This window comes from Sporosarcina aquimarina, assembly GCF_019748715.1.
GTDB lineage: Bacteria > Bacillota > Bacilli > Bacillales_A > Planococcaceae > Sporosarcina > Sporosarcina newyorkensis.
This window is the reverse complement of sequence record NZ_JACLBZ010000020.1, coordinates 1-26,058: the sequence shown is the minus strand read 5'-3', so window position 1 is coordinate 26,058 and position 26,058 is coordinate 1. Positions and strand designations below refer to the sequence as shown.

Here is a 26,058-nt window from a genome sequence, read left to right as displayed (position 1 = left end):
AAAAGGGGGAATATCATGTCTTTTGCATCCAAAACGAAAAAGGAATTGACGCAAATTGAAGCGGAGGACTGCTGTACGAAAGCAGAAATTGCAGCTTTTATTCGAATGAATGGCGTGATGTCTTTTTCCAATAAACAATTAAGTCTTGATGTTCAAACAGAAAATGCAGCGATAGCAAGACGACTTTATTCTAACTTGAAAAAGTTGTATCCTTATAAAGTAGAGATGCTTGTACGGAAGAAAATGCGTTTGAAGAAAAATAATATTTATATTTGCCGTATTCGGGAAGGCGCTAAGGATTTATTGGAAACACTGTCCATTATGACGTATGATTTTCAAATGGTGAACCGAATCGACCCGCAGCTCATTGAAGACGACTGCTGCGCGCGTGCATACTTACGCGGAGCTTTCCTGGCAGGAGGTTCCGTCAATAACCCTGAGACGTCTTCCTATCACTTGGAGGTGTTCTCAAGTTATCAAGAACATAGCGAATCACTAGTCGAGTTAATGAATCGATTCCAATTAAATGCGAAATCTATAGAGCGAAAAAAAGGATTTATCGCGTATTTGAAGGAAGCTGAAAAGATATCCGATTTCCTAGGTATAATCGGTGCGCATGTATCTCTCATGAAATTTGAGGATGTCCGAATTATGCGGGATATGAGGAATAGCGTAAATCGGCTAGTGAATTGCGAAACCGCCAATCTGAATAAAACGATTGGTGCGGCCCAGCGGCAAGTAGAGAATATTAAGTTGATTGAACAGACGATCGGGCTCGATCAATTGCCGGAACGTCTGCAAGAAATTGCTCAATTACGCGTAGCTCATCAAGATGTTACGTTAAAAGAATTGGGCGAACTGGTGACAGGGACGCCTGTCAGTAAATCGGGTGTCAATCATCGCTTGCGGAAGATTGAAGAGATCGCTGAAAGATTGCGCGGAAATTAACGAAAGAACGAGTAGATCCTTCTTAAAAAAGGAAGAAAAGGAGCATACGATATGGTAGAAAAAACTGTGAAAGTGGGAATCAAACCTGGATTACAGGCGAGACAAGCCGCACTATTTGTCCAGGAAGCAAATAAATACACTGCAGATATTTATTTGAAGAAAGAAAGACGCCAGGTGAATGCGAAAAGCATCATGGGGATTATGAGTCTGGCGATTGCCAAAGGCACTGAGATCATCTTGATGGCAGACGGCATTGATGAAGACTTGGCACTTCAGAATCTTACGGATTTTGTAGAAGCTGAACAGCAATAAAAAGAACCGATTCTCCTTTTTGGGAAGAATCGGTTCTTTTTTGTCTTATTTTTTCATGTCGCTGCGTTGAACGATATGATCGATTAAGCCATATTCTTTTGCACGTTCCGCTGTCATGAAATTATCACGATCCGTATCTTGTGCGATGACTTCAATCGGCTGACCTGTACGATCGGCCAAAATTTGATTCAACTTCTCACGTAAGTGCAAGATGCGCTTCGCTGCGATTTCAATTTCAGTCGCTTGACCTTGTGCACCACCAAGTGGTTGGTGAATCATTACTTCTGCGTTAGGCAATGCGTAACGTTTGCCTGGTGCTCCCGCTGTCAGTAAGAAGGCACCCATGGATGCAGCCATACCGATACAGATTGTCTGGATGTCCGGTTTAATAAATTGCATCGTGTCGTAGATCGCCATACCCGCTGTAATACTTCCACCCGGGCTGTTAATATAAATGGAGATGTCTTTTTCCGGATCTTCTGCTTCCAGGAATAAGAGCTGCGCAACGATCGAATTCGCAACATTGTCATCGATGCCGCTGCCGAGCATGATAATCCGGTCTTTCAACAAGCGGGAATAGATGTCATACGCCCGTTCACCACGGTTGGTTTGTTCAATAACTGTAGGAATAAGATTCAATGGTACTTCCTCCTTTTAATGCTTCATAATAATCGTTCGGTTGAAATTAGTTGGTATTTCAACTATAATTGTATTTTACCTATGATGGTCAACAAAGGTCAAATCATTTGCCTTAAAAAATTAGATTGCTTTTCATTCTATTCCACGGTATAATGGAAGATGTCTGTTAGAGAAGCTTTTATAATTTTTGCAGCAGACGAGATCACTGAGTATAGGTAATGTTTTTATTTTGCCCTCGTGGTGCAACGGATAGCACGTAAGATTCCGGTTCTTAAAATGTGGGTTCGATTCCTGCCGAGGGCGTTACCAGGTTAAATCGTTATACGATATGTACTGAATAAAGATCCTGTAAATGTTGATTTATCATCATTTGCAGGGTTTTTTCATTTTTTGTACAATACAGTGAAACGAATTTGTGTTTCACGTGTGCTATTTCTGTTCCCATGTCCACTTTCTTGAGTATCGACAACACACAGCTCTTTTATAACATGTGTTAACAGCAAGGAAGTTAAGCAATTTTTCAATTGGTACAATTACTCTGTTGCTTGGAGTGTTAAAGGTTTAGTTGCAATAGAGAGTTGTTAGACCGTCCGAAAAGTCATTTCTACCTGACTTATCAGATGGTTCTTTTTTGTATACGGAGATTTGGTACTTTCTTCTGCTTTTTACGCTTGGTCATACAAAAAATAGCTGTATCTGAAATATATTATTCAATTTCTTTATGAATTAAATAATGGGAAAATAAGTATGGGATCAGGGCTTGAAATCGAAAAAGAAAGTTTGTATGAAGCAAAATTAAATTAGCGCCTTTTCACCTATTAAAAAATAAAATTTAAATATATTACTAGCGAATCTTGTCTCTTGAAAACGCTGTCATAATCATGTTTGTAGATGGTATCCACTTAATTGGATATTTAGAAAATAACGAAAACGATTTGAACTCGAATTTTAACTATGGTAATCTAGCAACTAAGTAAAAAATGTTTGATGAAAAAGTCAAGGGGGAGAATTATGAAGAAGTCGGCGATAAGTGTTTTGGCGATGATGATGCTTTTACTACTGGCAGCATGCGGCAATGGAGATTCCGGTAGCAGTAGTAGTGGAAGTAAGTTGGATGATTTGAAAGAGAAAGGCGTTGTCAGAGTCGGCTTTGCCAATGAGAAACCGTATGCATATGAAGAAGATGGGGAATTGCAAGGTGCTGCGGTCGCTATTGCCAAAGCGGTCTTTGAAAACTTGGGCGTTGAGGAAGTGGATGGCAAACTATCCGAATTCGGTCAATTGATCCCAGGCTTAGGCGCAGGGAAATTTGATGTAGTTACAGCAGGTATGGCAATTACGCCGGACCGTTGTGCAACTGTCTCGTTTGGTGAGCCTGAAATCAAATATGGGGAAGGCTTGATCGTAGAAAAAGGCAACCCGATGAATTTGAAGAGCTATAAAGATATTGCCGCGAACCCAGATATCAAAGTGGCGGTGATGAGTGGTGCTACAGAAAAGGATTTCATGCTCCGTGAAGGCATTGCAGAAAGTCAAATTATGATGGTTCCCGATATTCCGGCTTCATTCTCAGCTGTTGAATCGGGGCGTGCTGCTGTCACAACGGGTACTGAAATGACCATTAAAATGGCGCTGGAATCAGCAAATAATGACAAGCTCGAGTTTGTCACGGATTTCGAACAACCTGATATCGAAGGCGTACCAAGCTATGGCGCAGCTGCTTTCCTAGACAGTGATGATGAACTGCGTGAAGCGTACAATGAAGAATTGCAAAAGCTGAAAGACAGCGGGAAAATTGCAGAGTTGATCGAACCATTCGGTTTCACAGAAGAGATGAATATTGTTGAAAATGAAATAACAACGGAAAGTGTCTGCAGCGGAGAGAACTATTAAAAGAGTGGCCGGGTCATGCCCAACAGCGGCATGGCCTTTTTCTTACCTTCCGTAAGCTGCTCATGGCACTAGATTAAGAAGGATGAAATGAAAACGTAAATAATGGAGTGGTTTTTGTGAGTTCCTTACCCGATATATTTTCCACCGTCGTACAAGGGTTAGGCGTAACGTTACAGGTGCTGGTCCTGTCGATTATTTGTGCGAGTATTATCGCTTTCGTCGCAGGTCTGTCGCGTGTCAACACGAATCCTTTGCTGAGAGGGTTCACTGGTTTCTATGTAGAAATTTTTCGTGGGACATCGCTGATTGTACAATTGTTCTGGTTTTCCTATGCACTGCCCGGCCTATTCAATATCCATCTGGGGAGCGATATATGGGTGGCTGTACTGGCGATTTCGCTAAATTATGGGGCCTATATGTCTGAGATTGTGCGCGGATCGATTCAAGCAGTGGCGGTCGGACAGACTGAAGCATCCGTCGCGCTGAATTTATCGAAGTTTCAACGGATGCGGCATGTTATTCTACCTCAGGCGCTGCGTATGATGCTTCCTGAATACGGCAACTACTTGATTCAAATTTTGAAAGCAACGTCGTTGGTGTCATTGATTGGACTGACGGACTTATTGTATTACGGAAATATTTACCGAAGCACGCACTTGGCGGAATCCCCGACGGTTTATGTACTTCTCCTCGTGATGTACTTTGTGATTGCGCTGCCGTTGATTGCTTTCACAAGAAAGATGGAGAGTGTATCGAAGAAAGGGGTGGCTAGCTGATGACTTGGAGTTGGGAAGTGTTTTTTTCAGTAATTCCTATGATTTTTAAGGGCTTATGGATCACCCTAGGACTGACGCTGGCATGCTATTTATTTGCCGCTGTCTTCGGATTCTTCTGGGTGTTTATCAGCAGACTTCCTTGGCGGCCTGTGCGATGGCTGTTTGGATGGCTTGCGGAATTCATTCGTTCTACGCCTCCGCTCGTGCAATTGTTTTTTATTTATTATGCATGGCCTATGATGCCGGTTGTAGGGGTGTCGCTAAATCCTTTTGTAGCTGCAATTCTCGGTCTTGGCATACATTTTAGCACGTACATGTCTGAAGTATATCGTTCAGGCATTGAATCAGTGGATAAAGGTCAGTGGGAAGCATCGACTGCACTGAATTTATCCACACGTCAAAAATGGATGAAAATCATTTTGCCTCAAGCAATTCCGCCGACGATCCCAATGCTCGGGAATTACTTGATCATCATGTTTAAGGAAGTTCCACTTGCGTCTACAATCGGTGTGGTGGCGATGCTTCATATCGCGAATGACTATGGAGCTCAATATTATAAATACGTGGAGCCTCTTACTGTGGTGGCGCTGTTCTTCTTATTATTGAGTTATCCTTCGGCGTTGTTGATAAATAAATTAGAGAAAAAATACAATCGCCGGTTCGACAAGAAGACGCTGGCATAATGCATCCTGAATAAAAACGCAACTGAATGAAGGAGAGGGGAAGAGAATGGAACCGATAGTGCAATATAAAGACGTTCATAAATCATTTGGACAAACCGAAGTATTAAAGGGGATTGACCTGGATATCAAACCATCTGAAAAAGTGGCGCTGATCGGTCCGAGTGGTTCTGGTAAAACGACGATCATCCGGATGTTGATGACACTGGAAGAACCGACAGCTGGCATCATTGAAGTGAACGGCGAGAACTTATGGCAGATGGAGAAGAAAGGCGAGTGGGTGACAGCAGATGAAAACCATCTGCGTTCCATTCGTGGAGATATCGGTATGGTATTCCAACATTTTAACCTTTTCCCGCATATGACGATTTTGGAGAACTGCATGTTGGCACCAGTTCTCGTGAAAAATGAAAGCAAGTCGGAAGTGAAAGCGACGGCCGTTGAGATGCTTGAAAAGGTGGGGCTGGGTGACAAAATCGAACTTTATCCTGCACAATTGTCAGGCGGACAAAAACAACGTGTCGCCATGGCTCGCGCCTTGATGATGCGTCCGAAAGTCATGCTGTTCGATGAAGTGACGTCCGCCCTTGACCCAGAGTTAGTCGGAGAAGTGCTGGAAGTCATCCGTGATTTGGCGAAAGAAGGGGAGATGGCAATGATCCTCGTTACACATGAAATGGATTTCGCCCTCGACATCGCTGATCGTGTCGTCTTCCTGAATGAAGGCGTCATCGAAGAACAGGGTGCGCCTTCAGAAATTCTGATGAATCCGGAAAGTGAGCGTCTGCAAGATTTCTTAGGACGTTTTACAAGCAGTAGATGAAAAAGGAGCTGACCGGGAAATTTCGGCCGGCTCCTTTTTAACGCGGGAAGAAGTTGTCGGGAAGGGTAGACGAAAATGTTCGTTTCGTTGGCTGTTTGGCTCGCTTGTTAAGTGATTTGGTTCGGGATGCCCCGACTTTGGTGCGGTCCGGAAAATTTTTCGCTTGGTTCGTTGGCATTTTGGCTCGGTGCAATGACACTTTCGTGCGTTTCGCCTCTACGCTTGCTGGAACACGGAAAAAAAGACTGTCACTGAAAACTTCCAGGACAGCCTTTTATCTTCATACGATGGTCAGCCACCACCATAATCCGGTTAACGTAATAAATAAAGTAGGAACAGTTAATACGATACCTACTTTGAAATAATACCCCCAAGAAATTCGGACGCCTTTTAATGAAAGAACATGCAACCAAAGCAAAGTAGCCAATGATCCGATCGGTGTCATTTTCGGTCCAAGATCAGACCCAATGACATTAGCGTATATAAGAGCTTCGCGAATTTCAGGTGATACAGCTGCATCTTGGATGGCCAATGCATCGATCATGACGGTAGGCAAATTATTCATGAAAGAGGAAAGAATAGCAGCAATGAAGCCCATACTGATCGTGGCGGCATACAATCCGTGGCTGGACGTCCATTCGATCAAACTAGTCAGCGTAGCGGTCATGCCTGCGTTTCGTAAGCCGTATACAACAACATACATGCCGATTGAAAAGAAGACGATTGCCCAAGGCGCACCTTTTATCACTTTATTTATTTCTACAGCGGGACTGCGTTTGGCTGTCAGCAAGAAGAGAAGTGCTACCGCCCCTGCAACAAATGAAACAGGCAGAGTGAGGGATTCGCTGGCAAAGTAGCCGATCAACAAAATGCCGAGTACAATCCATGAAATCCGAAACATTCTCTGATCCTGAATGGCAGCGGCAGGTTGACGCAGCCGCGATTCATCGAAATGCTTCGGAATGGATTTAGCAAAATAAAGATAGAGTACCAGGATGCTCGCGATCAAACTGAAGAAGTTCGGGATGATCATTCGGCTCGCATATTCCGCGAAACCTATGCCGAAGAAATCAGCGGATACAATATTCACCAGATTGCTTACGACGAAGGGAAGAGATGTCGTATCCGCGATGAAGCCGGATGCCATAACGAAAGGCAAAATCATCTTTTCTTTAAAATCGAGAGCTCTCACCATTGCCAAAACAATCGGAGTCAAAATCAGAGCAGCCCCATCATTCGCGAAAAGAGCCGACACGGCAGCACCGAGAAGAATGATGAGCAAAAACATCCGCAAGCCGCTGCCTCTGGCAAACCTCGCCATATGCAATGCCGCCCATTCGAAAAATCCGATTTCATCCAAAATCAATGAAATGATGATCAGTGCTACGAAGGTCAGCGTAGCATTCCAAACGATGGATGTTACATCCAGAACATCTGAGAAGCTGACAACTCCAACGAGCAATGCCAGAATTGCACCTGCCACCGCAGACCAACCAATGGATAACCCTTTTGGCTGCCAGATAACAAATACAAGTGTCAGTAAAAAGATTAGGAAAGCCAGAATTATTTGCATCGATTATTCTCCTCTCTGCAGGTGGTCGTCTGTCTTGGTAATAATTTGAGTAGATCAAGTAATAAAGAGTATTGAGGATGATGAGCGTTAATCGACCAATAAATCCATCTGCCGCGTCTTTCATCCAGCACGATTCCTTCTTTCTTCAATCTGTGCATATGTTGGCTGACGGCAGGCTGCGATACGTCCAGCAAAACAGTCAGGTCGCAAATACACAAAGGTCCTTCTTCTAACGCTTTCAGCAACCGTAATCTTGATTTATCGCCTAGCGTTTTCATATAGCGTTCCAATGTTTCAATATCCATAAAAGGCTCCTTTAATGTTTGTTAAAACTATTATATAAGTAGTTGCTTATATGTACAATGCTATTAACGAAAAAGATTATCAAAATAAAAAGAAGCCACTCAATAAAGTGACTTCTTTCCATTGTTTCCATTGTATAGTTGGTTGACCTACGTTTACCGTTCTTTGCTTAACTCATCATGTATGAGATTCATATTGTATTCCAAGTATTTGATGTACGTATCCACTTCATCACCAGGGTTACCGATTTCATCAGAGTAGATTGGCTTTTCCGCGATTGGAACGCCGGTTTCTTTAGATACGGTTTCCATTGGACGTGTATCGACATTAGATTCTACAAAAAGAACAGGTACTTTATGTTCTTCTATATAGTGGATCAAGTCTTTAATTTGCTTAGGTGAACCGTTTTCCTCTGTATCGATTTCCCATATGAAGGCTTCTTTCAAACCATAGTGATCATTCAAGTATTGGAAAGCACGTTCACTCGTTACCAGCACGCGATTTTCTTCAGGTATGGTTTCAATACGCTCTTGGAATTCTGCATCCAAGTCTTTCAGACGTTGTACATATTCGTCACCTTGCTCTTTAATCTTATCGCTGTCTGACGGATGCTGTTCAATCAATGCATCACGCAAATCTTCAGCCATCTTCACTCCTACAGCTGGATCGATGAACGCATGCGGGTTGATTTCTTCATCGCGGCCATCTTCTCCACCCAAATACTTAGGTTCCACACGCTCCGTTAAACTATAGATGTTCTCTTCTTTTTGATTCACAGAATCCATCATTTTAAAGAACCAGCCGTTTTTCCCGCCTTCAAGGTTTAAGCCATTATAAAATAGAACATCGGCGTCTGTTGCGGCTTTAATATCATCGGGTAACGGCTCGTATTCGTGAGGGTCCGTTCCAGTTGGCACTAAGTTATACACTTCTACCAAGTCCCCGCCGATTTCACGTGCCATATCCGCGATGATTGTAAAAGACGTCACAACTTTCAATTTTTCATTGGACTCAGTTGGTTTTTTACCTACATCCGAGTTTCCTTCCTTAGGGCCGTTGTCGTCTTTACCGCATGCTGCTAACATGAACACAGCAAGTAAAGACAAACCTAACCATTTTACAAAACTTTTCATTTGATTCATTCTACTCCTTTGTGAATAATTATATTTATTTTTCCGCATCGGCGGTTGATCCTTTAATTTACCATCGGCTTGCGTTTAGACTTGGAGCGAAACTTACTGACTACAATCCCTTGCTTAGGTGAGAATAAAAGTGCCACTACGAATAGGGCAGTCGCTGCCAAAGCGATGACGGGACCGGACGGCATGTTGTATAAAAAGCTGAAATAGAGACCGATAATGGAAGACATCGCACCGAAGAATGAAGCGAGCACGACCATGATCGATAGGCGGTTCGTTAAGAGATAGGCTGTGGAAGCAGGTGTAATCAATAAAGATACTACCAAAATCACTCCAACCGTCTGTAACGAAGCAACTGTCACCAAAGTCAGTAAGAACATGATGCCGTAGTGAATCAGCCGAGTTTTTAAACCATAGGCTGCAGCCATCGTTTCATCAAAACTGGAAACGAGCAATTCTTTGAAGAACAGAATAACAACTAGAATCACGATGGCTCCGATTACCAATGTCAGCCACATATCAGAAGTTCGGACAGATAACACATTACCGAATAAAATTTGTGTCAGGTCCGTCGCACTTTTTGCTTGTGTGATCAAAATGATACCAAGGGCAAAAAACGCTGAAAATACGATCCCGATAGATGAATCATTTTTAATTCGGCTGTTTTGAGAGATTGCCCCGATTCCAAAAGCGGTTAATACTCCCGTTGCGACAGCTCCATAGAAATAGTTGATGCCAAGCATATACGAAATAGCAACGCCTGGCAGAATGGCGTGAGAGATCGCATCCCCCATTAATGCCATGCCGCGAAGTACGATAAAGCTTCCGATCACACCGCAGATAACCCCGACCATAATGGAAGTGATAAACGCTTTCTGCAAAAATCCATATGTCATTAAATCTTGAATAAACTCCATTACATCGAAACCTCCAAGCCATCGAACATGAATTGTCGGTTGTATGCTTTCGTCATATTTTCCGCCTGGAACACTTTGTTCACAGGCCCGGCATCGATTAATTCCTTATTGATTAATACCAGGTCGTCAAAATAATTTTTTACTTTTGACAGGTCGTGGTGAACAACGAAGACAATTTTGCCGGCTTCCTTCAATTTTCGTAATATATCAATGATGACTTCTTCACTAGACACATCAATACCGACAAACGGTTCATCTAAGAAGAAATAATCCGCTTTTTGAGCCAATGCCCGTGCTAAAAACACGCGTTGTTGTTGCCCGCCTGAAAGTTCGCTGATCTGTCGGTTCGCAAATTCCTCCATGCCAACTTGCTTCAGACATTCCATCGCCCATTCTTTGTCGGCTTTTTTCGGACGCCGCAATAAGCCGACTTTAGGGTAAGTTCCGAGAAGAACTGTATCTTTTACAACAATTGGAAAGCTCCAGTCGATATTCGAACGTTGTGGAACATACGCAATTTGTTTGCGCATTTCATCTATAGACTTGCTGCCAAGTTTGACGGAACCGCAATCTTTGTGGATTAATCCCAGCATGGCTTTCATTAATGTTGATTTCCCGGCACCGTTTGGACCGAGGACCCCAATTAAACTTGAGGCTTTAAATGAAAAGGATATATCCTTTACAACTTCATTTCCGTCATACGATACACTGATGTGTTCGACTGTTATCGGATCAACCATCTTGTTTCCTCCTTCAATTATCTTTCCCTCGTGCAACTTTTAGTTAAATAAAAAACTAATGAAAATTTTATTCAGGCAATCGTTCAATTTTGAAAGTTATAAAATACTATAAAACATTAGTTTCCCTCATGCAACTCTAGTGCATGATTTGTACTAGATTCTTTCCCTCGTGCAACTTTTTACAGTATAGCTTACTCAAAATAATCTGTAAAGGTATAAATGAAAAAAGTTCACAAAAAGGTTTAGTATTTTACACAATATCTCCGTCATATAGTAGTTAATATATTCACGGATTGAAATGGGATATTGGACGAATACCCAAGGAAAGTTGTGTAATTTCCAAAAGGTGAAATCAACTGGACGTTTGGCGGGATAAAGAATAAGGGTAAGTAAATACTAACCAGACAAGAAAGGAGCAATTGTGAATGAAGAAAATTACAGGACCACTTATAGTCGTCATCATTTTAGTTGTCATAGCAGCTGTTATGATTGTCCCGAGCTATAATAAATTAGTGAATTTAGAAGAAGATGTCGATCAGTCGTATGCACAAATTGAAACTCAATTACAGCGCAGAGTGGACTTAATTCCAAACTTAGTCAGTACAGTAAAAGGTTACGCGTCTCATGAGAAAGAGGTTTTGGAGAACATCGCGAACGCCCGCAGTAAAATGGCGGGAGCGCAAGGACCGGAAGAGCAGGCAGCAGCGGATTCAGAGCTCTCAAGTGCACTGAGCCGGCTACTGGTAGTCGTGGAAAATTATCCGGATTTAAAAGCCAATCAAAACTTTCAACAACTAATGGATGAATTGGCGGGTACAGAGAACCGAATTGCGGTCGCACGAAAAGATTACAATGATGTAGTGTCTGTCTTTAATCGAAAAGTAAAACGTTTCCCTGGTAAAGTCATTGCATCCACTTTTGGCTTTGACGAAAAAGAATATTTCAAAGCGGTTGAAGGGGCGCAACAACCGCCAGCAGTCGATTTTGGGGATGATACGAAGTGAGGAACCGTTTTTGCATGTTTGTTGCCGTGCTGCTACTCGCCCTGATTGGCACTGCAGCACCTGCTCATGCGATTACGGAAGTGATAGTGGATGACGCGGATGTTTTGTCACCTCAACAAGAAGCGGAATTACGGGAGTATGGCATTCGTTTACAGGGTGCTACGAAAGCAGAATTTGCGGTGCGTACAGTTTATTCGCTTGATGGGGTACCGGTGGAAGAGTATGCCGTAAAAAAGCTCCGAGAATTGCAACTTGGCGATAAAAGTATGGACAATGGAGCATTGCTGATCGTTTCCACCGAAAAGGATGAAGCGGCAGGTATAAAAAGAGAGTTTTATCTAACGACGGGCTATGGGTTGGAAGGTGCGCTACCGGACGGTAAAGTGGGACGCATCATCGATGAAGTGGCGATGCCTTATTTAAAAGCAAATCCGCCACAACCTGATTTGGCAATAATGGAAGCGTATAAAGCATTCTACAATGAAATCGCTGCGGAATATGGATTGGATGGAGAAGAGCTTCCGGTTGATTACCCTGAATCTTCGGAGGAACCTGGTCTTCCACCTATCATTGTCATCTTCATTATTTTATATATTCTCTATCGTATGTTTAGAGGCGGTGGAGGAAAAGGCGGTGGCGGTCCGCGCGGCCGATCTAGCGGAGGTCCGATTTTCTTCCCGGGTCCAATGGGAGGCGGGGGTTCCGGTGGTGGATTTGGAGGCGGCGGCTTTGGCGGAGGTGGTTCCGGCGGAGGTGGCGGTGCAGGAAGAAGTTGGTGAGCGAAAAACAATAGGGCTGTCGGGAAAATGATTTTCCCGACAGCCTTCTTTCATTATAAGTAGATGAAATGTTTGCTGGCCGATCATAAACCATCCTCCAGCGCTCATAAACATCAGTTGCCGCTCATATCGTGTCATCAGCCGCTCATACGTAACCTTCAAGCGCTCATAACATCACTGAACACGATCATAAAGCCGCTCTCAGCGCTCATAAGACAATTTTATATTCGTAAACAATGTCCTTGCGAAGACACGATCCATTCTATACGATAAAAGGAGAAAAACTTACGGGGTGAAGCACATGAAATTCTCATTTTACACAAGACCGAACTGCGGGTTATGCGAAGATGCTGAACGGATGCTTCGGCTGGTCGCGGAAGATCATCCGATTGAATGGCAGACGATCAATATTGAAGAAGACGAACAAGCCCATGAAAAATACATGCTCATGATTCCGGTCCTCGAACAAAATGGAAGCGTCTTAAAGTACGGCAATATCGGCTATATTGATATTTTAGAAATAATTGAATAATGAAAACGCTTTCTTTGTTGAATTGATTATTAAAAGATGTTATACTCTATGTATAATATTTTTTTAATCCAGGTGGGACAATATATTTTAGTTGGGATCAATAAAAACCCGCCACTGAAAAGAGTGATGTGATTGAGCTTATCATTTATCGATGCGCAACTAGCACTTGTACCTGAACTTCCATCGTTAATTGAACAAAGGTATCACTTGCTGAAACTCATCAAGCTTGCAGGACCGATTGGCAGACGACCATTGAGTTCGATGTCCGGCTATTCCGAACGTGAAACTAGAACGATGCTTGAATTATTGAAAGAACAAGGTGTAGTGGATGTGGCTAAAGAAGGTGTAACCATTACCCCAAAAGGTGTAGAAGTACTTTTCCTCTTGCATGAAACGATAGAAGAACGATCGGGCAGGCGACAACTTGCAAATGAACTTTCGCAGCGACTTTCCATTAAAGAAGTCCATATAGTGGAAGGTGACTCGGATCGCTCCGAGTTGACAAAAAAACTACTCGGTATGCATGCAGCCAAGCAATTTCGTACTCAAATCAATGACTTTAAAGTAGTAGCCGTGACAGGTGGCAGTTCAGTGGCGGCGATACCTCCTTTCATGCAAAACGATGAGTTGTCTGATTTACAATTCATTGCGGCACGGGGCGGAGTCGGAGAAGAAATTGGTTTGCAAGCGAATATGATTGCAGCATCTTTTGCAGAAGCTTGCGATGCTTCATACAAAGCGTTTTATTATCCAGACACACTTAGCGAAGAGGCACATGCAGTATTCCAACATGAGCCTGCCGCAAAAGAAATGTTGGATTTATATAGCAAGACGGAGTGTGTTATACACGGCGTCGGTAATGCTTCCAAGATGGCGTTGCTGCGCAATTCCTCAGAGAATGAACAGCAAATACTTATGGATAAACAGGCTGTCGGAGAAGCTTTTGGCTTTTACTTCAATCGGGACGGTGAAATTGTTCATCGGATCCGTACGGTCGGTATTCAAGTGGAACATTTACAAAATGTACCACTAATATTTGCGGTAGCTGGGGGAGAGAGTAAGGCAGATGCGTTATTGTCTTACCTAGCAAGCGCTCCGCCGCAAACGATTTTAGTAACAGATGAAGGGGCAGCACAAAAAATGCTGTCGCTTATGTAAACTATGGCTATTTAATGCCTGTAAAAGGGCAACTATAAAACAACTACTTAAATGGAGGGATTTAGTATGACAGTGAAATTAGCGATTAATGGGTTTGGACGAATTGGACGAGTGGTATTGCGCGAGACGTTGAAAACAGAAGACGTAGAAGTAGTGGCAATCAACGACCTTACGGATGCAGCGATGCTTGCACATTTATTGAAATATGATTCCGTCCATGGCGTATTAGATTCAGACGTACAATCCGATGAATCATCATTAGTGATCGATGGCAAAAAGGTTAAAGTATTTGCAGAAAAAGATCCAGCTAATTTACCATGGGGAGACCTTGGCGTAGATATTGTCATAGACTCAACTGGGGTGTTCCGCGATAAAGAAAAATTGCAAAAACACATCGATGCTGGTGCTAAAAAAGTCATCCTCTCCGCACCGGCAAAAGGTGAAATGACAACACTTGTAATGGGTGTAAACGAAGAAACATACAATCCTGCAACGGACCATATTGTTTCAAACGCATCTTGTACGACGAACTGCCTGGCGCCTGTCGTGAAAGTATTGAATGATACATTCGGTATTAAACGTGGAATGATGACAACGGTCCACTCTTATACAAATGATCAGCGCATCTTGGACTTGCCGCATGAAGACTACCGTCGCGCACGTGCAGCAGCAGAATCCATGATTCCGACATCAACTGGCGCAGCTTCAGCTGTAACAAAAGTAATTCCAGAACTAAAGGGTAAACTAGATGGAATGGCAGTACGTGTACCAACACCGAACGTTTCCCTTGTGGACTTTGTTGCGGAAGTCGGTCAAGACGTCACGACTGAACAAGTGAACGCTGCGTTAAAGCAAGCTTCAGAAAATGAATTAAAAGGGCTTCTATACTTCAATGAACTGCCACTTGTTTCTATTGATTATAATGGCAACACGGCTTCTTCTACAGTTGACGCGTTATCGACTATGGTGCTTGACGGAAATATGGTAAAAGTTATTTCTTGGTACGATAATGAATCCGGCTACTCTGCGCGCTGTATTGATTTGGCTCGCTATATGGAAAAACAAGGACTTTAAGCCAAGAAATCGAGTGATTCTTTTATAAATCATAGCCAATTTATTGTTGATTGATTATAATGAATGAATATGGGTGGGAGGAACGGATAAACCCGTTCTTCCCTTTTTTATTATGGCAAGGAGGACAAGATCTATGAAGTTAAAGAAAACGGTTAGAGATGTCGAGTTGAATGGAAAACGCGTCTTTTGCCGCGTAGATTTCAATGTACCGATGGAAGAAGGAAAAGTGACCGATGACACACGGATTCGGGCCGCACTCCCAACAATTGAGTATATGACAGGCAAAGGTGCGAAAGTCATTTTAGCGAGTCACTTGGGACGTCCAAAAGGCGAAGTAAAGGAAGATATGCGCTTGACGGCTGCTGGAGAGCAATTGTCTGAACTTCTTGGCAAACCTGTACGGAAATTGGATGCTTCTGTAGGTGAAGAAGTTGAACAAGCGATCGCTGCAATGAAAGATGGCGATATCCTTCTGCTCGAAAACGTCCGTTTCAATCCGGGTGAAGAGAAGAATGATGCAGAACTAGCAAAACAGTTTGCTGAACTTGCAGATGTGTTTGTTAACGATGCATTTGGAACCGCGCACCGTGCACACGCTTCCACTGCCGGGATTGCTCAATACATACCCGGAGTTCTTGGCTTCTTGCTGGAAAAAGAATTAGATGTCCTCGGCAAAGCGTTGTCTGATCCTGAACGGCCTTTCACTGCTATAATTGGAGGGGCGAAGGTAAAAGATAAAATCGGTGTCATCGATAATTTATTGGACAAAGTGGATAATTTACTTATTGGCGGCGGTCTTTCGTATACGTTTACACGTGCGCAAGGTCACCAAACTGGAGATTCGTTAGTGGAAGAGGATAAAGTAGAGCTGGCGAAGTCGTTCATCCAAAAAGCAAAGGACAAAGATGTCAACTTATATTTGCCTACGGACGCAGCAGTGGCGAATGCTTTTTCAGTGGATGCAGAGACAAAAACCGTCTCAGTCGGAGAGATTTCAGAAGGCTGGATGGGACTGGATATCGGACCGGAAACAGCCGAGCGGTATAAGCAAGTAATTCTAGACTCCAAGTTCGTCATTTGGAACGGACCGATGGGCGTATTTGAAATGGAACCGTTTGCGAACGGTACGAAAACCGTTGCAGATGCGATGGCTGAAACGGCTGCGTACACGGTGATCGGCGGTGGAGATTCGGCGGCTGCTGTTGAAAAGTTCGAGGTGGCGGATAAAATGGATCACGTCTCCACAGGTGGCGGTGCTTCATTGGAATTCATGGAAGGTAAGGAATTGCCGGGAGTTGCGGTACTAGAAGATCGAGAATAGGAGGAATTCTTTTGAGAAAACGTATTATTGCAGGGAATTGGAAGATGTATAAACTATCCAATCAAGCTGCAGATTTTGCTGAACAAATCAAAGAACGAATCACTACATCTGATAAAGTGGAAGCGGTCATTTGCCCACCTGCACTTTATGTAACAGATTTGCTGCAGCGTTTTGAAACGAGTGCTGTCAAAGTAGGCGCGCAAACGATGCACGATACGGATGAAGGAGCATTTACCGGGGAAATCAGCCCGGCCATGCTTGCAGATCTCGGTGTGCAGTATGTCATACTTGGACACTCAGAACGTCGTCAGTATTTCAATGAAACAGATGAAACGGTCAACAAAAAAGTAGTGGCTGCACACAAGCATCAACTTGTGCCAATTGTATGTGTCGGAGAAACGTTGGAACAACGAGAAGCGAAGGAAACGGTCTCGATCGTTTCCGCTCAAGTGGAAAAAGCATTTGCCGATGTCACGGCAGAACAAGCAAAAAAATCCGTCATAGCCTACGAACCGATCTGGGCTATCGGAACAGGAAAGACCGCTACTGCCGAAGATGCCAATGAAGTGTGCGGCGCGATCCGCCATAAAGTAGAAACCATCTACTCGAAAGAGGTGGCGGATGCTATACGTATCCAATACGGCGGCAGTGTCAAACCGGAAAACATTTCGGAGTTACTCAGCAAAGAACATATTGACGGCGCACTGGTCGGGGGAGCGAGCCTAGATCCGGAAGCATTTGTTCAATTAGTGGAGGCTGGAACTCATGTCGAATAATCCAGTCGCGCTCATTATTTTGGACGGCTTTGGATTGCGTGACGAGAAATACGGAAACGCTGTTGCGCATGCCAACATTCCAAACTTTGATTTGCTGTGGAAAAACTTCCCTCACGCTACGTTGACTGCGTGCGGGGAAGCGGTTGGTCTGCCGGAAGGACAAATGGGAAACTCCGAAGTGGGTCATTTGAATATCGGGGCAGGGCGCATCGTCTACCAAAGTTTGACGCGCATTGATAAGTCCATTCGCGAAGGCGAGTTTTTCGAAAATGCGGCATTGCTTGAAACAATGGAACACGTCAAGACCAATAATTCCGCGCTTCACGTGATGGGATTGCTGTCCGACGGGGGCGTACACAGCCACTATGAGCATTTATTCGCGTTATTGAAACTAGCTAAACAACAAGGTGTCGAACGAGTTTACTTGCATGCGTTCCTCGACGGACGAGACGTTGGGCCGACGACAGCCATCCCTTATATCAAACGGACAGAAACAGAGATGAAAGAAATCGGTGTCGGACAAATCGCGACAGTTTCCGGCAGATACTATGCTATGGACCGTGATAAGAGATGGGATCGTGTTCAAAAAACGTATGATGCGATCGTTTACGGCATCGGAAAACATGTGGATTCTGCTGAAGAAGGAATTAGCGCGTCGTATACCGAAGAAATACATGATGAATTTATTGAGCCGTTTGTGGTACAACAAGATGGTAAGCCAATAGCTACTGTCGAGAATGGCGATGCAATGATTTTCTTCAATTTCCGTCCAGACCGTGCGATTCAACTGTCGCGTGCTTTCACACAGCCAGGTTTCGACGGTTTTGATACGGGTGTCAAGAAGTTCACCGACTTACATTTCACCGGCTTCACTCATTATAGTGAGGATGTGGTGGCGGATGTCGTTTTCCATAGTGTCAATTTAACGAAAACAGTCGGTGAAGTGTTGGCGGACCGCGGTAAACGGCAATTACGAATCGCGGAAACGGAAAAATATCCACATGTGACATTTTTCATGAGTGGCGGCCGTGAGGAAGAGTTTGAAGGGGAGACCCGGATCCTCATTAATTCCCCGAAAGTAGCGACTTACGATTTGAAGCCGGAAATGAGCGCGTATGATGTAACATCCGCGTTGATTAAAGAAATCGAAGCAGAGCGGCAAGATGCGATCATTCTAAACTTTGCCAATCCGGATATGGTCGGGCATAGCGGAATGCTTGAGCCGACTGTCAAAGCGATTGAGACGGTGGATGAATGTCTAGGAAGAATCATCGATGCACTATTTGCAAAAGGCGGATCAGCAATCATCACAGCGGATCATGGAAATGCGGATGAAGTCACTACGATCGGTGGACAACCTATGACGGCACATACGAAAAATCCTGTGCCTGTCATCGTGACACAGCCGGACGTGACATTGCGGACAGACGGTATTCTCGCAGACTTAGCGCCTACCTTACTCAAAATGCTAGGAATTCCTCAACCGGTTGAAATGACCGGCAAACCATTATTCTAAGGAGAGATCATCATGCCAATCATTACACATATTCAAGCTAGAGAAGTATTAGACTCACGAGGTAATCCAACTGTAGAAGTAGAAGTGTTCACAGAAAGCGGTGCGTTCGGACGTGCAATTGTTCCGTCCGGAGCTTCCACAGGTGAATACGAAGCGGTTGAATTACGCGATGGCGACGAAAATCGCTACAATGGAAAAGGTGTTTTGAAAGCTGTTGATCATGTGAATGAAGTGATCTCTTCAGAACTCGAAGATAACTATTCTGTTTTAGATCAAGTAGTGATCGATAAAGCATTGATCGAATTAGATGGTACATCAAATAAAGGCAAGCTCGGTGCAAATGCAATCCTGGGTGTATCCATGGCAGTCGCACATGCTGCTGCAGACTATTTAGATCTACCGCTTTATCAGTATTTAGGTGGTTTCAATGCGAAACAATTGCCGGTACCGATGATGAATATTTTGAACGGTGGAGAGCACGCAGACAATAACGTTGATATCCAAGAGTTTATGATCATGCCTGTCGGCGCAGAATCTTTCCGTCATGCTTTGCGCATGGGAACTGAAATTTTCCACAGCCTGAAAAGTGTATTGCATGAAAAAGGCTTGAACACAGCGGTTGGTGACGAAGGCGGATTTGCTCCGAACTTAGCTTCAAATGAAGAAGCTTTGACGACGATCATCGAAGCGATTGAAAAAGCGGGCTACAAAGCGGGCGAGGAAATCTTGCTTGCAATGGACGTAGCTTCATCTGAATTCTACGATAAAGACCAAAACAACTACTACCTGGCAGGAGAAGATGTTCGTAAAACATCTGAAGAAATGGTTGCTTGGTATGAAGAACTTTGCGAAAAATATCCGATCGTATCGATTGAAGACGGTTTGGATGAAAACGACTGGGCTGGCCATAAACTATTGACTGAGCGTATCGGTCAAAAAGTACAGTTGGTCGGGGATGATTTATTCGTAACAAATACGGATAAACTATCACGCGGAATCGAAGAAGGAATCGGTAACTCAATCCTCATCAAAGTGAACCAGATCGGTACATTGACAGAAACATTCGATGCGATTGAAATGGCGAAGCGCGCAGGTTATACAGCTGTGATTTCTCACCGTTCCGGTGAATCCGAAGATGTGACGATCGCAGACATCGCAGTCGCTACGAATGCTGGACAAATTAAAACAGGTGCTCCTTCACGTACAGACCGCGTAGCGAAGTACAATCAATTGCTGCGTATCGAAGATCAATTATTTGAAACAGCTCAATACTTAGGCAAAAAAACATTTTATAACCTCAACAAATAATCGAACTAGCAAGCGTCATCTGGCACAATTTGCATCTGGATTATGATAAAAGGTTGTGCCGATGACATAGCTTTGTTAAAATAGAAATGTTGTGACTTGCTATTTTGGGGGTGGAAAAACATGCATGCCGTTTTAACAGCATCGCTTGTAGTCGTAGCTATAGCATTAATTGTTGTCGTATTATTGCAATCCGGTAAAAGTGCGGGACTGTCAGGAGCCATCTCCGGAGGGGCAGAACAACTTTTCGGTAAACAAAAAGCACGCGGATTGGACTTAGTTCTTCAACGAACTACGATTGTCCTATCTGTATTATTTTTTGTCTTAACAATAGCGATAATGAAAATATAAAAAGCAAGCGCCTGACCAAGTTTGAACGGTCAGGCGCTTTTCGTAGAAAGGATCGAATGACATGCGAATCGCACAACCAAAACCGTTTTTCTTTGAACATGGGAAACGTGCTGTATTACTTTTGCACGGCTTTACGGGGACATCCGCAGATGTTCGGATGCTCGGCCGATTCCTGGAAAAGCATAATTATACTTCATTGGCACCACATTACCAAGGACACGGCGTACCGCCTGAAGAATTGATCAAGACCAATCCTGATCAATGGTGGGAAGACGTCCTCGCAGCTTACAATCAGCTAAAGGACGCAGGTTACGAAGAAATCGCAGTGGCTGGACTATCTCTTGGCGGCGTGTTTTCATTAAAGCTCGCGGCTGAATATCCGCTAAAAGGTGTCGTCACGATGTGCGCACCGATGACGATGAAAACGACAGATCTCCTGTATCAAGGCGTTTTGAAATATGCACGTGACTATAAAAAGTTCGCGGGACAAAGCGATGAACAAATAGAGCAAGAGGTAGCGGATTTGAAAACAAAGTCGATGCCGGGACTGAACGATATGCGCCCGTTGGTGGAAGGTGTTCGTAAAGAAGTCAATCAAATTTACACACCGCTCCTTGTTGTTCAAGCAACTCAGGACGAAGTGATCGATCCGAATTCGGCTCAAATTATTTATGATGAAGCAGAATCCACTGACAAAGAATTACAGTGGTATGAAGAATCAGGACATGTCATTACGCTCGGTCCGGAAAAAGAACAGCTTCACGAAAAAGTCCTGCAATTTCTGGAATCACTTGATTGGCAGGAGTAAAAACAGGGGAAGATACAAATAGTAGGTAAAGAAGGAGGAGATGTTTGTTTGGACGCATTTGAAAAAGAGTTACAAGATCGGATTTTGTCTTTAGTGAAAGCAGAATCCTACAAACCGCTCACAGTTCATGAAATTCAGGAAGTGCTCGGAATAGAGCAAGCAGCAGAATTTAAGGAACTTGTGAAAATGCTCGTACAGCTTGAACAAAACGGAATTATCGTTCGCTCACGCACGAATCGCTACGGCTTGCCGGAACAGATGAATTTACTTCGCGGTAAATTTATTGGTCATGCGAAAGGATTCGGATTCGTCGTACCGGAGGAAGTGGTAGGGGACGATGTCTTCATCCCGCCGCATGAAGTGAATGGTGCGATGAATGGCGATACGGTATTGGTCCGAGTTTCTGGAGATTCACATGGAGATCGCCGGGAAGGCGTTATTACGAGAATCGTTGAAAGAAAAACGACGACTGTGGTTGGTACGTATGTAGAAAGAGATGGATATGGCTTCGTATTGCTTGATGATAAAAAACTTCCAATGGACGTTTTTGTCGAAAAAGGAAATACGCTTGAAGCTGTCGATGGTCATAAAGTAATCGTTGAAATCACGCATTGGCCGGACAACACCCAGTCTGCAACGGGAATGATTGTGAAAATCCTCGGTCATAAAAATGATCCTGGAGTCGATATTTTATCCATCATCCATAAGCATGGAATCGCCGTAGAATTCCCTCAAGAAGTGATAGACCATGCAATGAGTGTACCGACGACTGTACAAGAAGAGGATTTCTTCAAACGTAAAGATTTACGCAACGATATGACGATCACGATTGACGGAGCAGACGCAAAAGACTTGGATGATGCCATCGCTTTAGTGAGAGACGACGATGGTTCGTATCGTTTATTCGTCCACATATCAGACGTAAGTTACTATGTAACCGAAAATTCCCCGATGGACGCTGAAGCGGCGGACCGCGGAACGAGCGTCTATTTGACGGACCGTGTCATCCCGATGCTTCCACACCGTTTATCGAATGGGATTTGCTCATTGAATCCAGGTGAAGACCGCCTGACGTTGACGTGTGAAATGAAAGTGGACCAGAACGGTAAAGTGGTTGAACATGAAATTTATCCGAGTGTCATTAATTCGAATTATCGAATGACGTACACGGATGTATATGAAATTATCGATAACCAAGATGAAGAGTTGTCGAAGAAGTATGAAGAAATCGTGCCGATGCTCAATGATATGGCGAAGCTTGCAGCAATCCTTCGTCAGAAACGGCAAGATCGCGGCGCAATTGACTTTGATTTCAAAGAATCTAAAATTCTCGTGGATGAAGAAGGCTGGCCGACAGATGTCGTCATCGTCGAACGTACCGTTTCTGAACGATTGATCGAAGAATTCATGCTGATTGCCAATGAAACGGTAGCCGAGCATTTCCACTGGCTGCAAGTGCCGTTCCTCTATCGGATTCACGAAGATCCGAAAGAAGAGAAATTACAACGCTTCTTCGAGTTTTTGACCAACTTTGGAATTGTAGTCAAAGGGACAGGCAACCAAGTCCATCCGCGCGCATTGCAGGAAATTGTCGAATCGATTGAAGGACTGCCTGAAGAATCGGTGATTTCTACGATGTTGTTACGTTCCATGCAGCAAGCGAAGTACTTTGAAGAGAGTCTAGGACACTTTGGTTTATCAACGGATTACTACACGCATTTCACCGCACCGATCCGAAGATATCCAGACTTGATCGTTCACCGCTTGATCCGGACGTATTTATTTGAGAAGGACTTGTCACAAACGACGATCAGCCACTGGTCCGCACGCTTGCCTGAAATCGCGCAGCACACGTCTGAACGTGAACGCCGTGCCGTTGACGCAGAACGTGATACGAATGCGTTGAAGAAAGCACAGTACATGATGGATAAGATCGGAGAAGAATTTGAAGGTGTCGTGTCATCTGTCACGAATTTTGGAATTTTCGTCGAGCTCGAGAATACGGTAGAAGGACTGGTCCATGTACAAAACATGAACGACGACTATTATCGCTTCGATGACCGTCAAATGATCATGATCGGCGAACGGTCAGGCAAACAGTTCCGTATCGGGGACGAAGTGGAAGTGCGTGTAATTTCGGTTAAGCCGGAAGAGCAGGCAGTCGACTTTGAAATCGTCGGCATGAAGCAAAATTTCCGCGGTTCACGTAAAGAGACGCCAAAAGTGATTCATTCTGGCGGCAGCAAAGGTAAGGGCCAAGGGCAGAAACAAGGTGCTGGCGGCAGTCGCGGCAAGAAAGACGGCGACAAACGCAATAAGAAGTACGAGAAGCCGAAGAAGAAATTTTACGAAGGCATTCCGAAGAAATCTAAGAAGAAACCAAAGAGAAAATAAGGCTGGAGACATCTACTCCAGCCTTCATCTGACGTCAGCCAAAACATGCTGACATTAGATGATGCCTCCGGCGGATGTCATGGATTTTGAAAGGACGCAATCGCGAATATGTGTGATCCAAAATCCAGACGCAATCACGCCGAGGCGTGATTGATAAATAGGGGAGGAATGGAACATGGCCAAAGGATCCGGTAAAGTACTGGCTATCAATAAAAAAGCGAATCATGATTATGCAATTGAAGAGACGATTGAAGCAGGAATCGTGTTAAAAGGAACGGAAATCAAGTCGATCCGCAAAGGGAAAGTGCAGTTGCGGGATGCATTTGTTTTAATCCGAAATAATGAAGCATGGATTTCCAATATGCACATCAGTCCTTACGAACAAGGGAATATTCACAATCACGATCCATTGCGTGCGCGGAAACTCTTGTTGCACAAAAAACAGATCAGTACATTGGTAGGGCAGATGAAACAAGATGGGTATTCAATCGTACCGCTGAAAATGTATGTGAAAGACGGTTTTGCCAAAGTATTGATCGGCGTCGGTAAAGGGAAGAAGCTCTACGACAAACGACAGGACTTGAAAGAGAAAGAACATAAGCGTGATATGGCGCGGGCATTCAAATCAAAGCAACAAGATTGATTGAGAGCGCGAATTATTGTATACTATAAATAGTTTCAAGTACGACCCGCCATTTGAAAGTGACAAATGGATGTGGGTTCCGGACTTTCCTTCGGGGACGTTACGGATTCGACAGGGGTGGTCTGGGCTTGAGCTGCGCGTCGGAGGGATCGTCTCCGTCAGAAACGACAGTTAATAATAACTGGCAAAACAAACAACAACTTAGCATTCGCAGCGTAAGCTGACTGAATCTACCTTTCGTTTCCATCGCTCATGTGGAGGCGTCAGGTTCACTTATTAGTGAGCTACGCTGACATCTGCCTCCTGAGGCTGTCAGAAGAGATTCCCAGGATAGCACACAAGACGCCTTGATTGACGGCATAATGCTGTGCGAACCGAAAGTAGTCAATCTACACGCGTAGACGCTGAAGTAGCAGAGCCTTTGGACGTGGGTTCGACTCCCACCGTCTCCATATGAGATTAAGGTGTAAGACAGTGGTATCAACGGTTTTGGAGTTTGGGGGTATTGAACGGGAGTTGAACTCTTGTTGAATATCCCTATTTTATTCCCTACATATTTTACATAGAACATTGTTCATCGACCTTCTAATTCAACTAATGAATCGGGAGGTTTTTTTGTGTTTAAAAATAGGAAGCATGGTGTCTTTACAGTGAGTAGTGATGTGGCGGTAGTCTCGTCAATAGTTAGTGAGAGAAAGCGTGATTGTTTAACAATAGCTTCTGCACTTGAAACAGTATTTCAACAAATGAAAGTTTCGGGAAATCGTCAAAGAACTATAGAAAGCTATAGGTACATATTTGACCAGTTTGTAGGTGTTAATCAATTACAGTACGTTGAAGATATTACTATAGATTCGTTATATCACTATTTAGATTAATTAGAGGTGAAGCCATCAACTAAGCTAATTCGTTTAAAATCAATTAAAGCGGTTTTGAGTAAGTTCTTTAATAACGGTTGGATCAAAGAGAAGTTTTGGAATAACATTCATATCAAAATTGATAAGGAAGTTAAGCAAGGTGCAAATGAATCGGATATAGATAAGCTACTTGGCTTGATTGACCAGACTTCCTTTATTGGCTTTAGAGATGCGGTAGCCATTAAGTTGATGTATAGGACAGGGATTCGTATTAAGACGCTTGCAGAGTTAAGGGAACGCCATATAGATGTTGAGAATCAATGTCTAAGTCTTGATGGGTCTACTCTTAAAAATCACAAGTTTTTAAAACTGCCCATTGATGAAGAGTTAGTAGCTATGTTGAAAATGTTAATCAACTTGAATGACGGAATCCGCCACCATTTTGGCACGGACAATAGCAATGTATTTATTACGCAAAATGGATTATATATGAACACCAGTAAATCATCTAACTGTGCTATTTCCAAGCAGCTAAATAAATACTCTAAACGATTTGGATTAGAGAATATCAATGCACACGCTATTAGAAGGGCGTATGCAAAGAACTTACTGAACAGAGGGGCGAGTATTGCACTAATAAGCAAAGCACTAGGTCATTCTGATTTAGCGGTTACAACGCAGTATCTTGATATTGATATTGAAGAAGTAGCCACCAACTTGAGAGATTTTTTATGATTCATGTCCTAAAACTTATTGAACATGTAAGTGGATAGGCTACACTTAGTTAGACAATAAAA

Annotated in this window: 27 protein-coding genes, 1 tRNA gene and 1 other RNA gene; 23 read left to right on the top strand and 6 right to left on the bottom strand. The window is 43.5% G+C overall.

The annotated features are described in order from the left end of the window. Positions 1–15 precede the first annotated feature (15 nt). The gene (gene whiA, locus H7J92_RS10225; RefSeq protein WP_009498270.1) at positions 16–948 is read left to right on the top strand and encodes a DNA-binding protein WhiA; all 933 of its coding nucleotides are present in this window, start codon (positions 16–18) and stop codon (positions 946–948) included. Positions 949–999: 51 nt separating this feature from the next. Next, complete coding sequence (locus tag H7J92_RS10220; RefSeq protein WP_009498269.1) at positions 1,000–1,260, top strand: HPr family phosphocarrier protein; 261 nt, start codon at positions 1,000–1,002, stop codon at positions 1,258–1,260. Positions 1,261–1,305: 45 nt separating this feature from the next. Here H7J92_RS10220 and clpP read toward each other — a convergent pair whose 3' ends face one another. Next, positions 1,306–1,899 carry an ATP-dependent Clp endopeptidase proteolytic subunit ClpP gene (gene clpP, locus H7J92_RS10215; RefSeq protein WP_078817902.1) on the bottom strand — a complete coding sequence of 198 codons (594 nt, stop codon included), beginning with the start codon at positions 1,897–1,899 and terminating at the stop codon, positions 1,306–1,308. A gap of 231 nt (positions 1,900–2,130) precedes the next feature. Between clpP and H7J92_RS10210 the strand changes: the two genes are divergently transcribed. The 5 genes from H7J92_RS10210 (at position 2,131) to ehuA (ending at position 6,071) form a co-directional block, all read left to right on the top strand. Beyond that, a tRNA-Arg gene (locus H7J92_RS10210) sits at positions 2,131–2,202 on the top strand. A 708-nt stretch (positions 2,203–2,910) separates the two neighbouring features. Next, entirely contained in the window at positions 2,911–3,792 is an 882-nt protein-coding gene (gene ehuB / locus H7J92_RS10205) for an ectoine/hydroxyectoine ABC transporter substrate-binding protein EhuB (protein ID WP_221836862.1), read from the top strand. A 116-nt stretch (positions 3,793–3,908) separates the two neighbouring features. After that, positions 3,909–4,568, top strand: coding sequence for an ectoine/hydroxyectoine ABC transporter permease subunit EhuC (ehuC, locus tag H7J92_RS10200; RefSeq protein ID WP_221836860.1), 660 nt, complete (start codon positions 3,909–3,911; stop codon positions 4,566–4,568). After that, a complete protein-coding gene (gene ehuD / locus H7J92_RS10195) occupies positions 4,568–5,251 on the top strand; it encodes an ectoine/hydroxyectoine ABC transporter permease subunit EhuD (RefSeq protein ID WP_078817906.1) in 684 nt (227 codons plus the stop codon). The genes ehuC and ehuD overlap by 1 nt, the downstream gene beginning before the upstream one ends. A gap of 46 nt (positions 5,252–5,297) precedes the next feature. After that, positions 5,298–6,071 carry an ectoine/hydroxyectoine ABC transporter ATP-binding protein EhuA gene (ehuA, locus tag H7J92_RS10190; RefSeq protein WP_078817907.1) on the top strand — a complete coding sequence of 258 codons (774 nt, stop codon included), beginning with the start codon at positions 5,298–5,300 and terminating at the stop codon, positions 6,069–6,071. A gap of 280 nt (positions 6,072–6,351) precedes the next feature. Here ehuA and H7J92_RS10185 read toward each other — a convergent pair whose 3' ends face one another. The 5 genes from H7J92_RS10185 to H7J92_RS10165 form a co-directional block, all read right to left on the bottom strand. Continuing rightward, positions 6,352–7,644, bottom strand: a complete 1,293-nt coding sequence (locus H7J92_RS10185) for an arsenic transporter (protein ID WP_078817908.1) — start codon at positions 7,642–7,644, stop codon at positions 6,352–6,354. After that, on the bottom strand, positions 7,635–7,949 hold the full coding sequence (locus H7J92_RS10180) for an ArsR/SmtB family transcription factor (RefSeq protein WP_078817910.1): 315 nt from the start codon (positions 7,947–7,949) through the stop codon (positions 7,635–7,637). The genes H7J92_RS10185 and H7J92_RS10180 overlap by 10 nt, the downstream gene beginning before the upstream one ends. A 153-nt stretch (positions 7,950–8,102) precedes the next feature. Next, positions 8,103–9,080, bottom strand: coding sequence for a metal ABC transporter solute-binding protein, Zn/Mn family (locus H7J92_RS10175; protein ID WP_221836857.1), 978 nt, complete (start codon positions 9,078–9,080; stop codon positions 8,103–8,105). Between the two features lie 62 nt (positions 9,081–9,142). After that, the gene (locus tag H7J92_RS10170) at positions 9,143–10,003 is read right to left on the bottom strand and encodes a metal ABC transporter permease (protein ID WP_078817912.1); all 861 of its coding nucleotides are present in this window, start codon (positions 10,001–10,003) and stop codon (positions 9,143–9,145) included. After that, a complete protein-coding gene (locus H7J92_RS10165; protein WP_078817914.1) occupies positions 10,003–10,743 on the bottom strand; it encodes a metal ABC transporter ATP-binding protein in 741 nt (246 codons plus the stop codon). Before H7J92_RS10165 ends, H7J92_RS10170 begins: the two co-directional genes overlap by 1 nt. Before the next feature lie 425 nt (positions 10,744–11,168). Here H7J92_RS10165 and H7J92_RS10160 point away from each other — a divergent pair, with 425 nt between their 5' ends. The 16 genes from H7J92_RS10160 to H7J92_RS17685 all read left to right on the top strand — a co-directional run bounded on the left by H7J92_RS10160 (position 11,169) and on the right by H7J92_RS17685 (position 25,996). After that, positions 11,169–11,747, top strand: a complete 579-nt coding sequence (locus H7J92_RS10160; protein WP_078817916.1) for a LemA family protein — start codon at positions 11,169–11,171, stop codon at positions 11,745–11,747. Then, positions 11,744–12,526: a TPM domain-containing protein gene (locus H7J92_RS10155; RefSeq protein ID WP_221836855.1), complete on the top strand. Its 783-nt coding sequence runs from the start codon at positions 11,744–11,746 to the stop codon at positions 12,524–12,526. Before H7J92_RS10160 ends, H7J92_RS10155 begins: the two co-directional genes overlap by 4 nt. Positions 12,527–12,827: 301 nt before the next feature. After that, positions 12,828–13,058, top strand: a complete 231-nt coding sequence (locus H7J92_RS10150) for a glutaredoxin family protein (RefSeq protein ID WP_221836852.1) — start codon at positions 12,828–12,830, stop codon at positions 13,056–13,058. 132 nt (positions 13,059–13,190) lie between these two features. Continuing rightward, positions 13,191–14,216 (top strand): sugar-binding transcriptional regulator, encoded by a 1,026-nt coding sequence (locus H7J92_RS10145; protein ID WP_078817919.1) that lies wholly within the window; start codon positions 13,191–13,193, stop codon positions 14,214–14,216. 66 nt (positions 14,217–14,282) lie between these two features. Continuing rightward, entirely contained in the window at positions 14,283–15,290 is a 1,008-nt protein-coding gene (gap, locus tag H7J92_RS10140; RefSeq protein ID WP_221836850.1) for a type I glyceraldehyde-3-phosphate dehydrogenase, read from the top strand. A 133-nt stretch (positions 15,291–15,423) separates the two neighbouring features. Next, on the top strand, positions 15,424–16,611 hold the full coding sequence (locus tag H7J92_RS10135; protein WP_221836847.1) for a phosphoglycerate kinase: 1,188 nt from the start codon (positions 15,424–15,426) through the stop codon (positions 16,609–16,611). An 11-nt stretch (positions 16,612–16,622) separates the two neighbouring features. Beyond that, positions 16,623–17,387: a triose-phosphate isomerase gene (gene tpiA, locus H7J92_RS10130; protein ID WP_221836844.1), complete on the top strand. Its 765-nt coding sequence runs from the start codon at positions 16,623–16,625 to the stop codon at positions 17,385–17,387. Next, complete coding sequence (gene gpmI, locus H7J92_RS10125; protein ID WP_221836842.1) at positions 17,377–18,903, top strand: 2,3-bisphosphoglycerate-independent phosphoglycerate mutase; 1,527 nt, start codon at positions 17,377–17,379, stop codon at positions 18,901–18,903. The genes tpiA and gpmI overlap by 11 nt, the downstream gene beginning before the upstream one ends. A 12-nt stretch (positions 18,904–18,915) precedes the next feature. After that, positions 18,916–20,211, top strand: coding sequence for a phosphopyruvate hydratase (gene eno, locus H7J92_RS10120; protein ID WP_221836840.1), 1,296 nt, complete (start codon positions 18,916–18,918; stop codon positions 20,209–20,211). A gap of 120 nt (positions 20,212–20,331) precedes the next feature. Beyond that, positions 20,332–20,559 carry a preprotein translocase subunit SecG gene (gene secG, locus H7J92_RS10115; protein WP_009498255.1) on the top strand — a complete coding sequence of 76 codons (228 nt, stop codon included), beginning with the start codon at positions 20,332–20,334 and terminating at the stop codon, positions 20,557–20,559. 61 nt (positions 20,560–20,620) lie between these two features. Beyond that, positions 20,621–21,367, top strand: coding sequence for an alpha/beta hydrolase (locus tag H7J92_RS10110; RefSeq protein WP_221836838.1), 747 nt, complete (start codon positions 20,621–20,623; stop codon positions 21,365–21,367). 48 nt (positions 21,368–21,415) lie between these two features. Beyond that, a complete protein-coding gene (rnr, locus tag H7J92_RS10105; RefSeq protein WP_221836837.1) occupies positions 21,416–23,761 on the top strand; it encodes a ribonuclease R in 2,346 nt (781 codons plus the stop codon). Between the two features lie 175 nt (positions 23,762–23,936). Next, positions 23,937–24,404 carry an SsrA-binding protein SmpB gene (gene smpB / locus H7J92_RS10100; RefSeq protein ID WP_078817931.1) on the top strand — a complete coding sequence of 156 codons (468 nt, stop codon included), beginning with the start codon at positions 23,937–23,939 and terminating at the stop codon, positions 24,402–24,404. A gap of 93 nt (positions 24,405–24,497) precedes the next feature. After that, positions 24,498–24,859, top strand: a transfer-messenger RNA (tmRNA) gene (ssrA, locus tag H7J92_RS10095). Positions 24,860–25,021: 162 nt separating this feature from the next. Then, entirely contained in the window at positions 25,022–25,282 is a 261-nt protein-coding gene (locus H7J92_RS17690) for a hypothetical protein (RefSeq protein ID WP_246602796.1), read from the top strand. A 6-nt stretch (positions 25,283–25,288) separates the two neighbouring features. Next, a complete protein-coding gene (locus H7J92_RS17685; protein WP_343228086.1) occupies positions 25,289–25,996 on the top strand; it encodes a tyrosine-type recombinase/integrase in 708 nt (235 codons plus the stop codon). Positions 25,997–26,058 lie beyond the last annotated feature (62 nt).

Coding starts and splice junctions, on each gene's coding strand:
- whiA (WP_009498270.1), top strand. CDS start 16: ATGTCTTTTGCATCCAAAACGAAAAAGGAATTGACGCAAATTGAAGCG.
- H7J92_RS10220 (WP_009498269.1), top strand. CDS start 1,000: ATGGTAGAAAAAACTGTGAAAGTGGGAATCAAACCTGGATTACAGGCG.
- ehuB (WP_221836862.1), top strand. CDS start 2,911: ATGAAGAAGTCGGCGATAAGTGTTTTGGCGATGATGATGCTTTTACTA.
- ehuD (WP_078817906.1), top strand. CDS start 4,568: ATGACTTGGAGTTGGGAAGTGTTTTTTTCAGTAATTCCTATGATTTTT.
- ehuA (WP_078817907.1), top strand. CDS start 5,298: ATGGAACCGATAGTGCAATATAAAGACGTTCATAAATCATTTGGACAA.
- H7J92_RS10185 (WP_078817908.1), bottom strand. CDS start 7,644: ATGCAAATAATTCTGGCTTTCCTAATCTTTTTACTGACACTTGTATTT.
- H7J92_RS10180 (WP_078817910.1), bottom strand. CDS start 7,949: ATGGATATTGAAACATTGGAACGCTATATGAAAACGCTAGGCGATAAA.
- H7J92_RS10175 (WP_221836857.1), bottom strand. CDS start 9,080: ATGAAAAGTTTTGTAAAATGGTTAGGTTTGTCTTTACTTGCTGTGTTC.
- H7J92_RS10170 (WP_078817912.1), bottom strand. CDS start 10,003: ATGGAGTTTATTCAAGATTTAATGACATATGGATTTTTGCAGAAAGCG.
- H7J92_RS10165 (WP_078817914.1), bottom strand. CDS start 10,743: ATGGTTGATCCGATAACAGTCGAACACATCAGTGTATCGTATGACGGA.
- H7J92_RS10160 (WP_078817916.1), top strand. CDS start 11,169: ATGAAGAAAATTACAGGACCACTTATAGTCGTCATCATTTTAGTTGTC.
- H7J92_RS10150 (WP_221836852.1), top strand. CDS start 12,828: ATGAAATTCTCATTTTACACAAGACCGAACTGCGGGTTATGCGAAGAT.
- gap (WP_221836850.1), top strand. CDS start 14,283: ATGACAGTGAAATTAGCGATTAATGGGTTTGGACGAATTGGACGAGTG.
- H7J92_RS10135 (WP_221836847.1), top strand. CDS start 15,424: ATGAAGTTAAAGAAAACGGTTAGAGATGTCGAGTTGAATGGAAAACGC.
- gpmI (WP_221836842.1), top strand. CDS start 17,377: ATGTCGAATAATCCAGTCGCGCTCATTATTTTGGACGGCTTTGGATTG.
- eno (WP_221836840.1), top strand. CDS start 18,916: ATGCCAATCATTACACATATTCAAGCTAGAGAAGTATTAGACTCACGA.
- secG (WP_009498255.1), top strand. CDS start 20,332: ATGCATGCCGTTTTAACAGCATCGCTTGTAGTCGTAGCTATAGCATTA.
- H7J92_RS10110 (WP_221836838.1), top strand. CDS start 20,621: ATGCGAATCGCACAACCAAAACCGTTTTTCTTTGAACATGGGAAACGT.
- smpB (WP_078817931.1), top strand. CDS start 23,937: ATGGCCAAAGGATCCGGTAAAGTACTGGCTATCAATAAAAAAGCGAAT.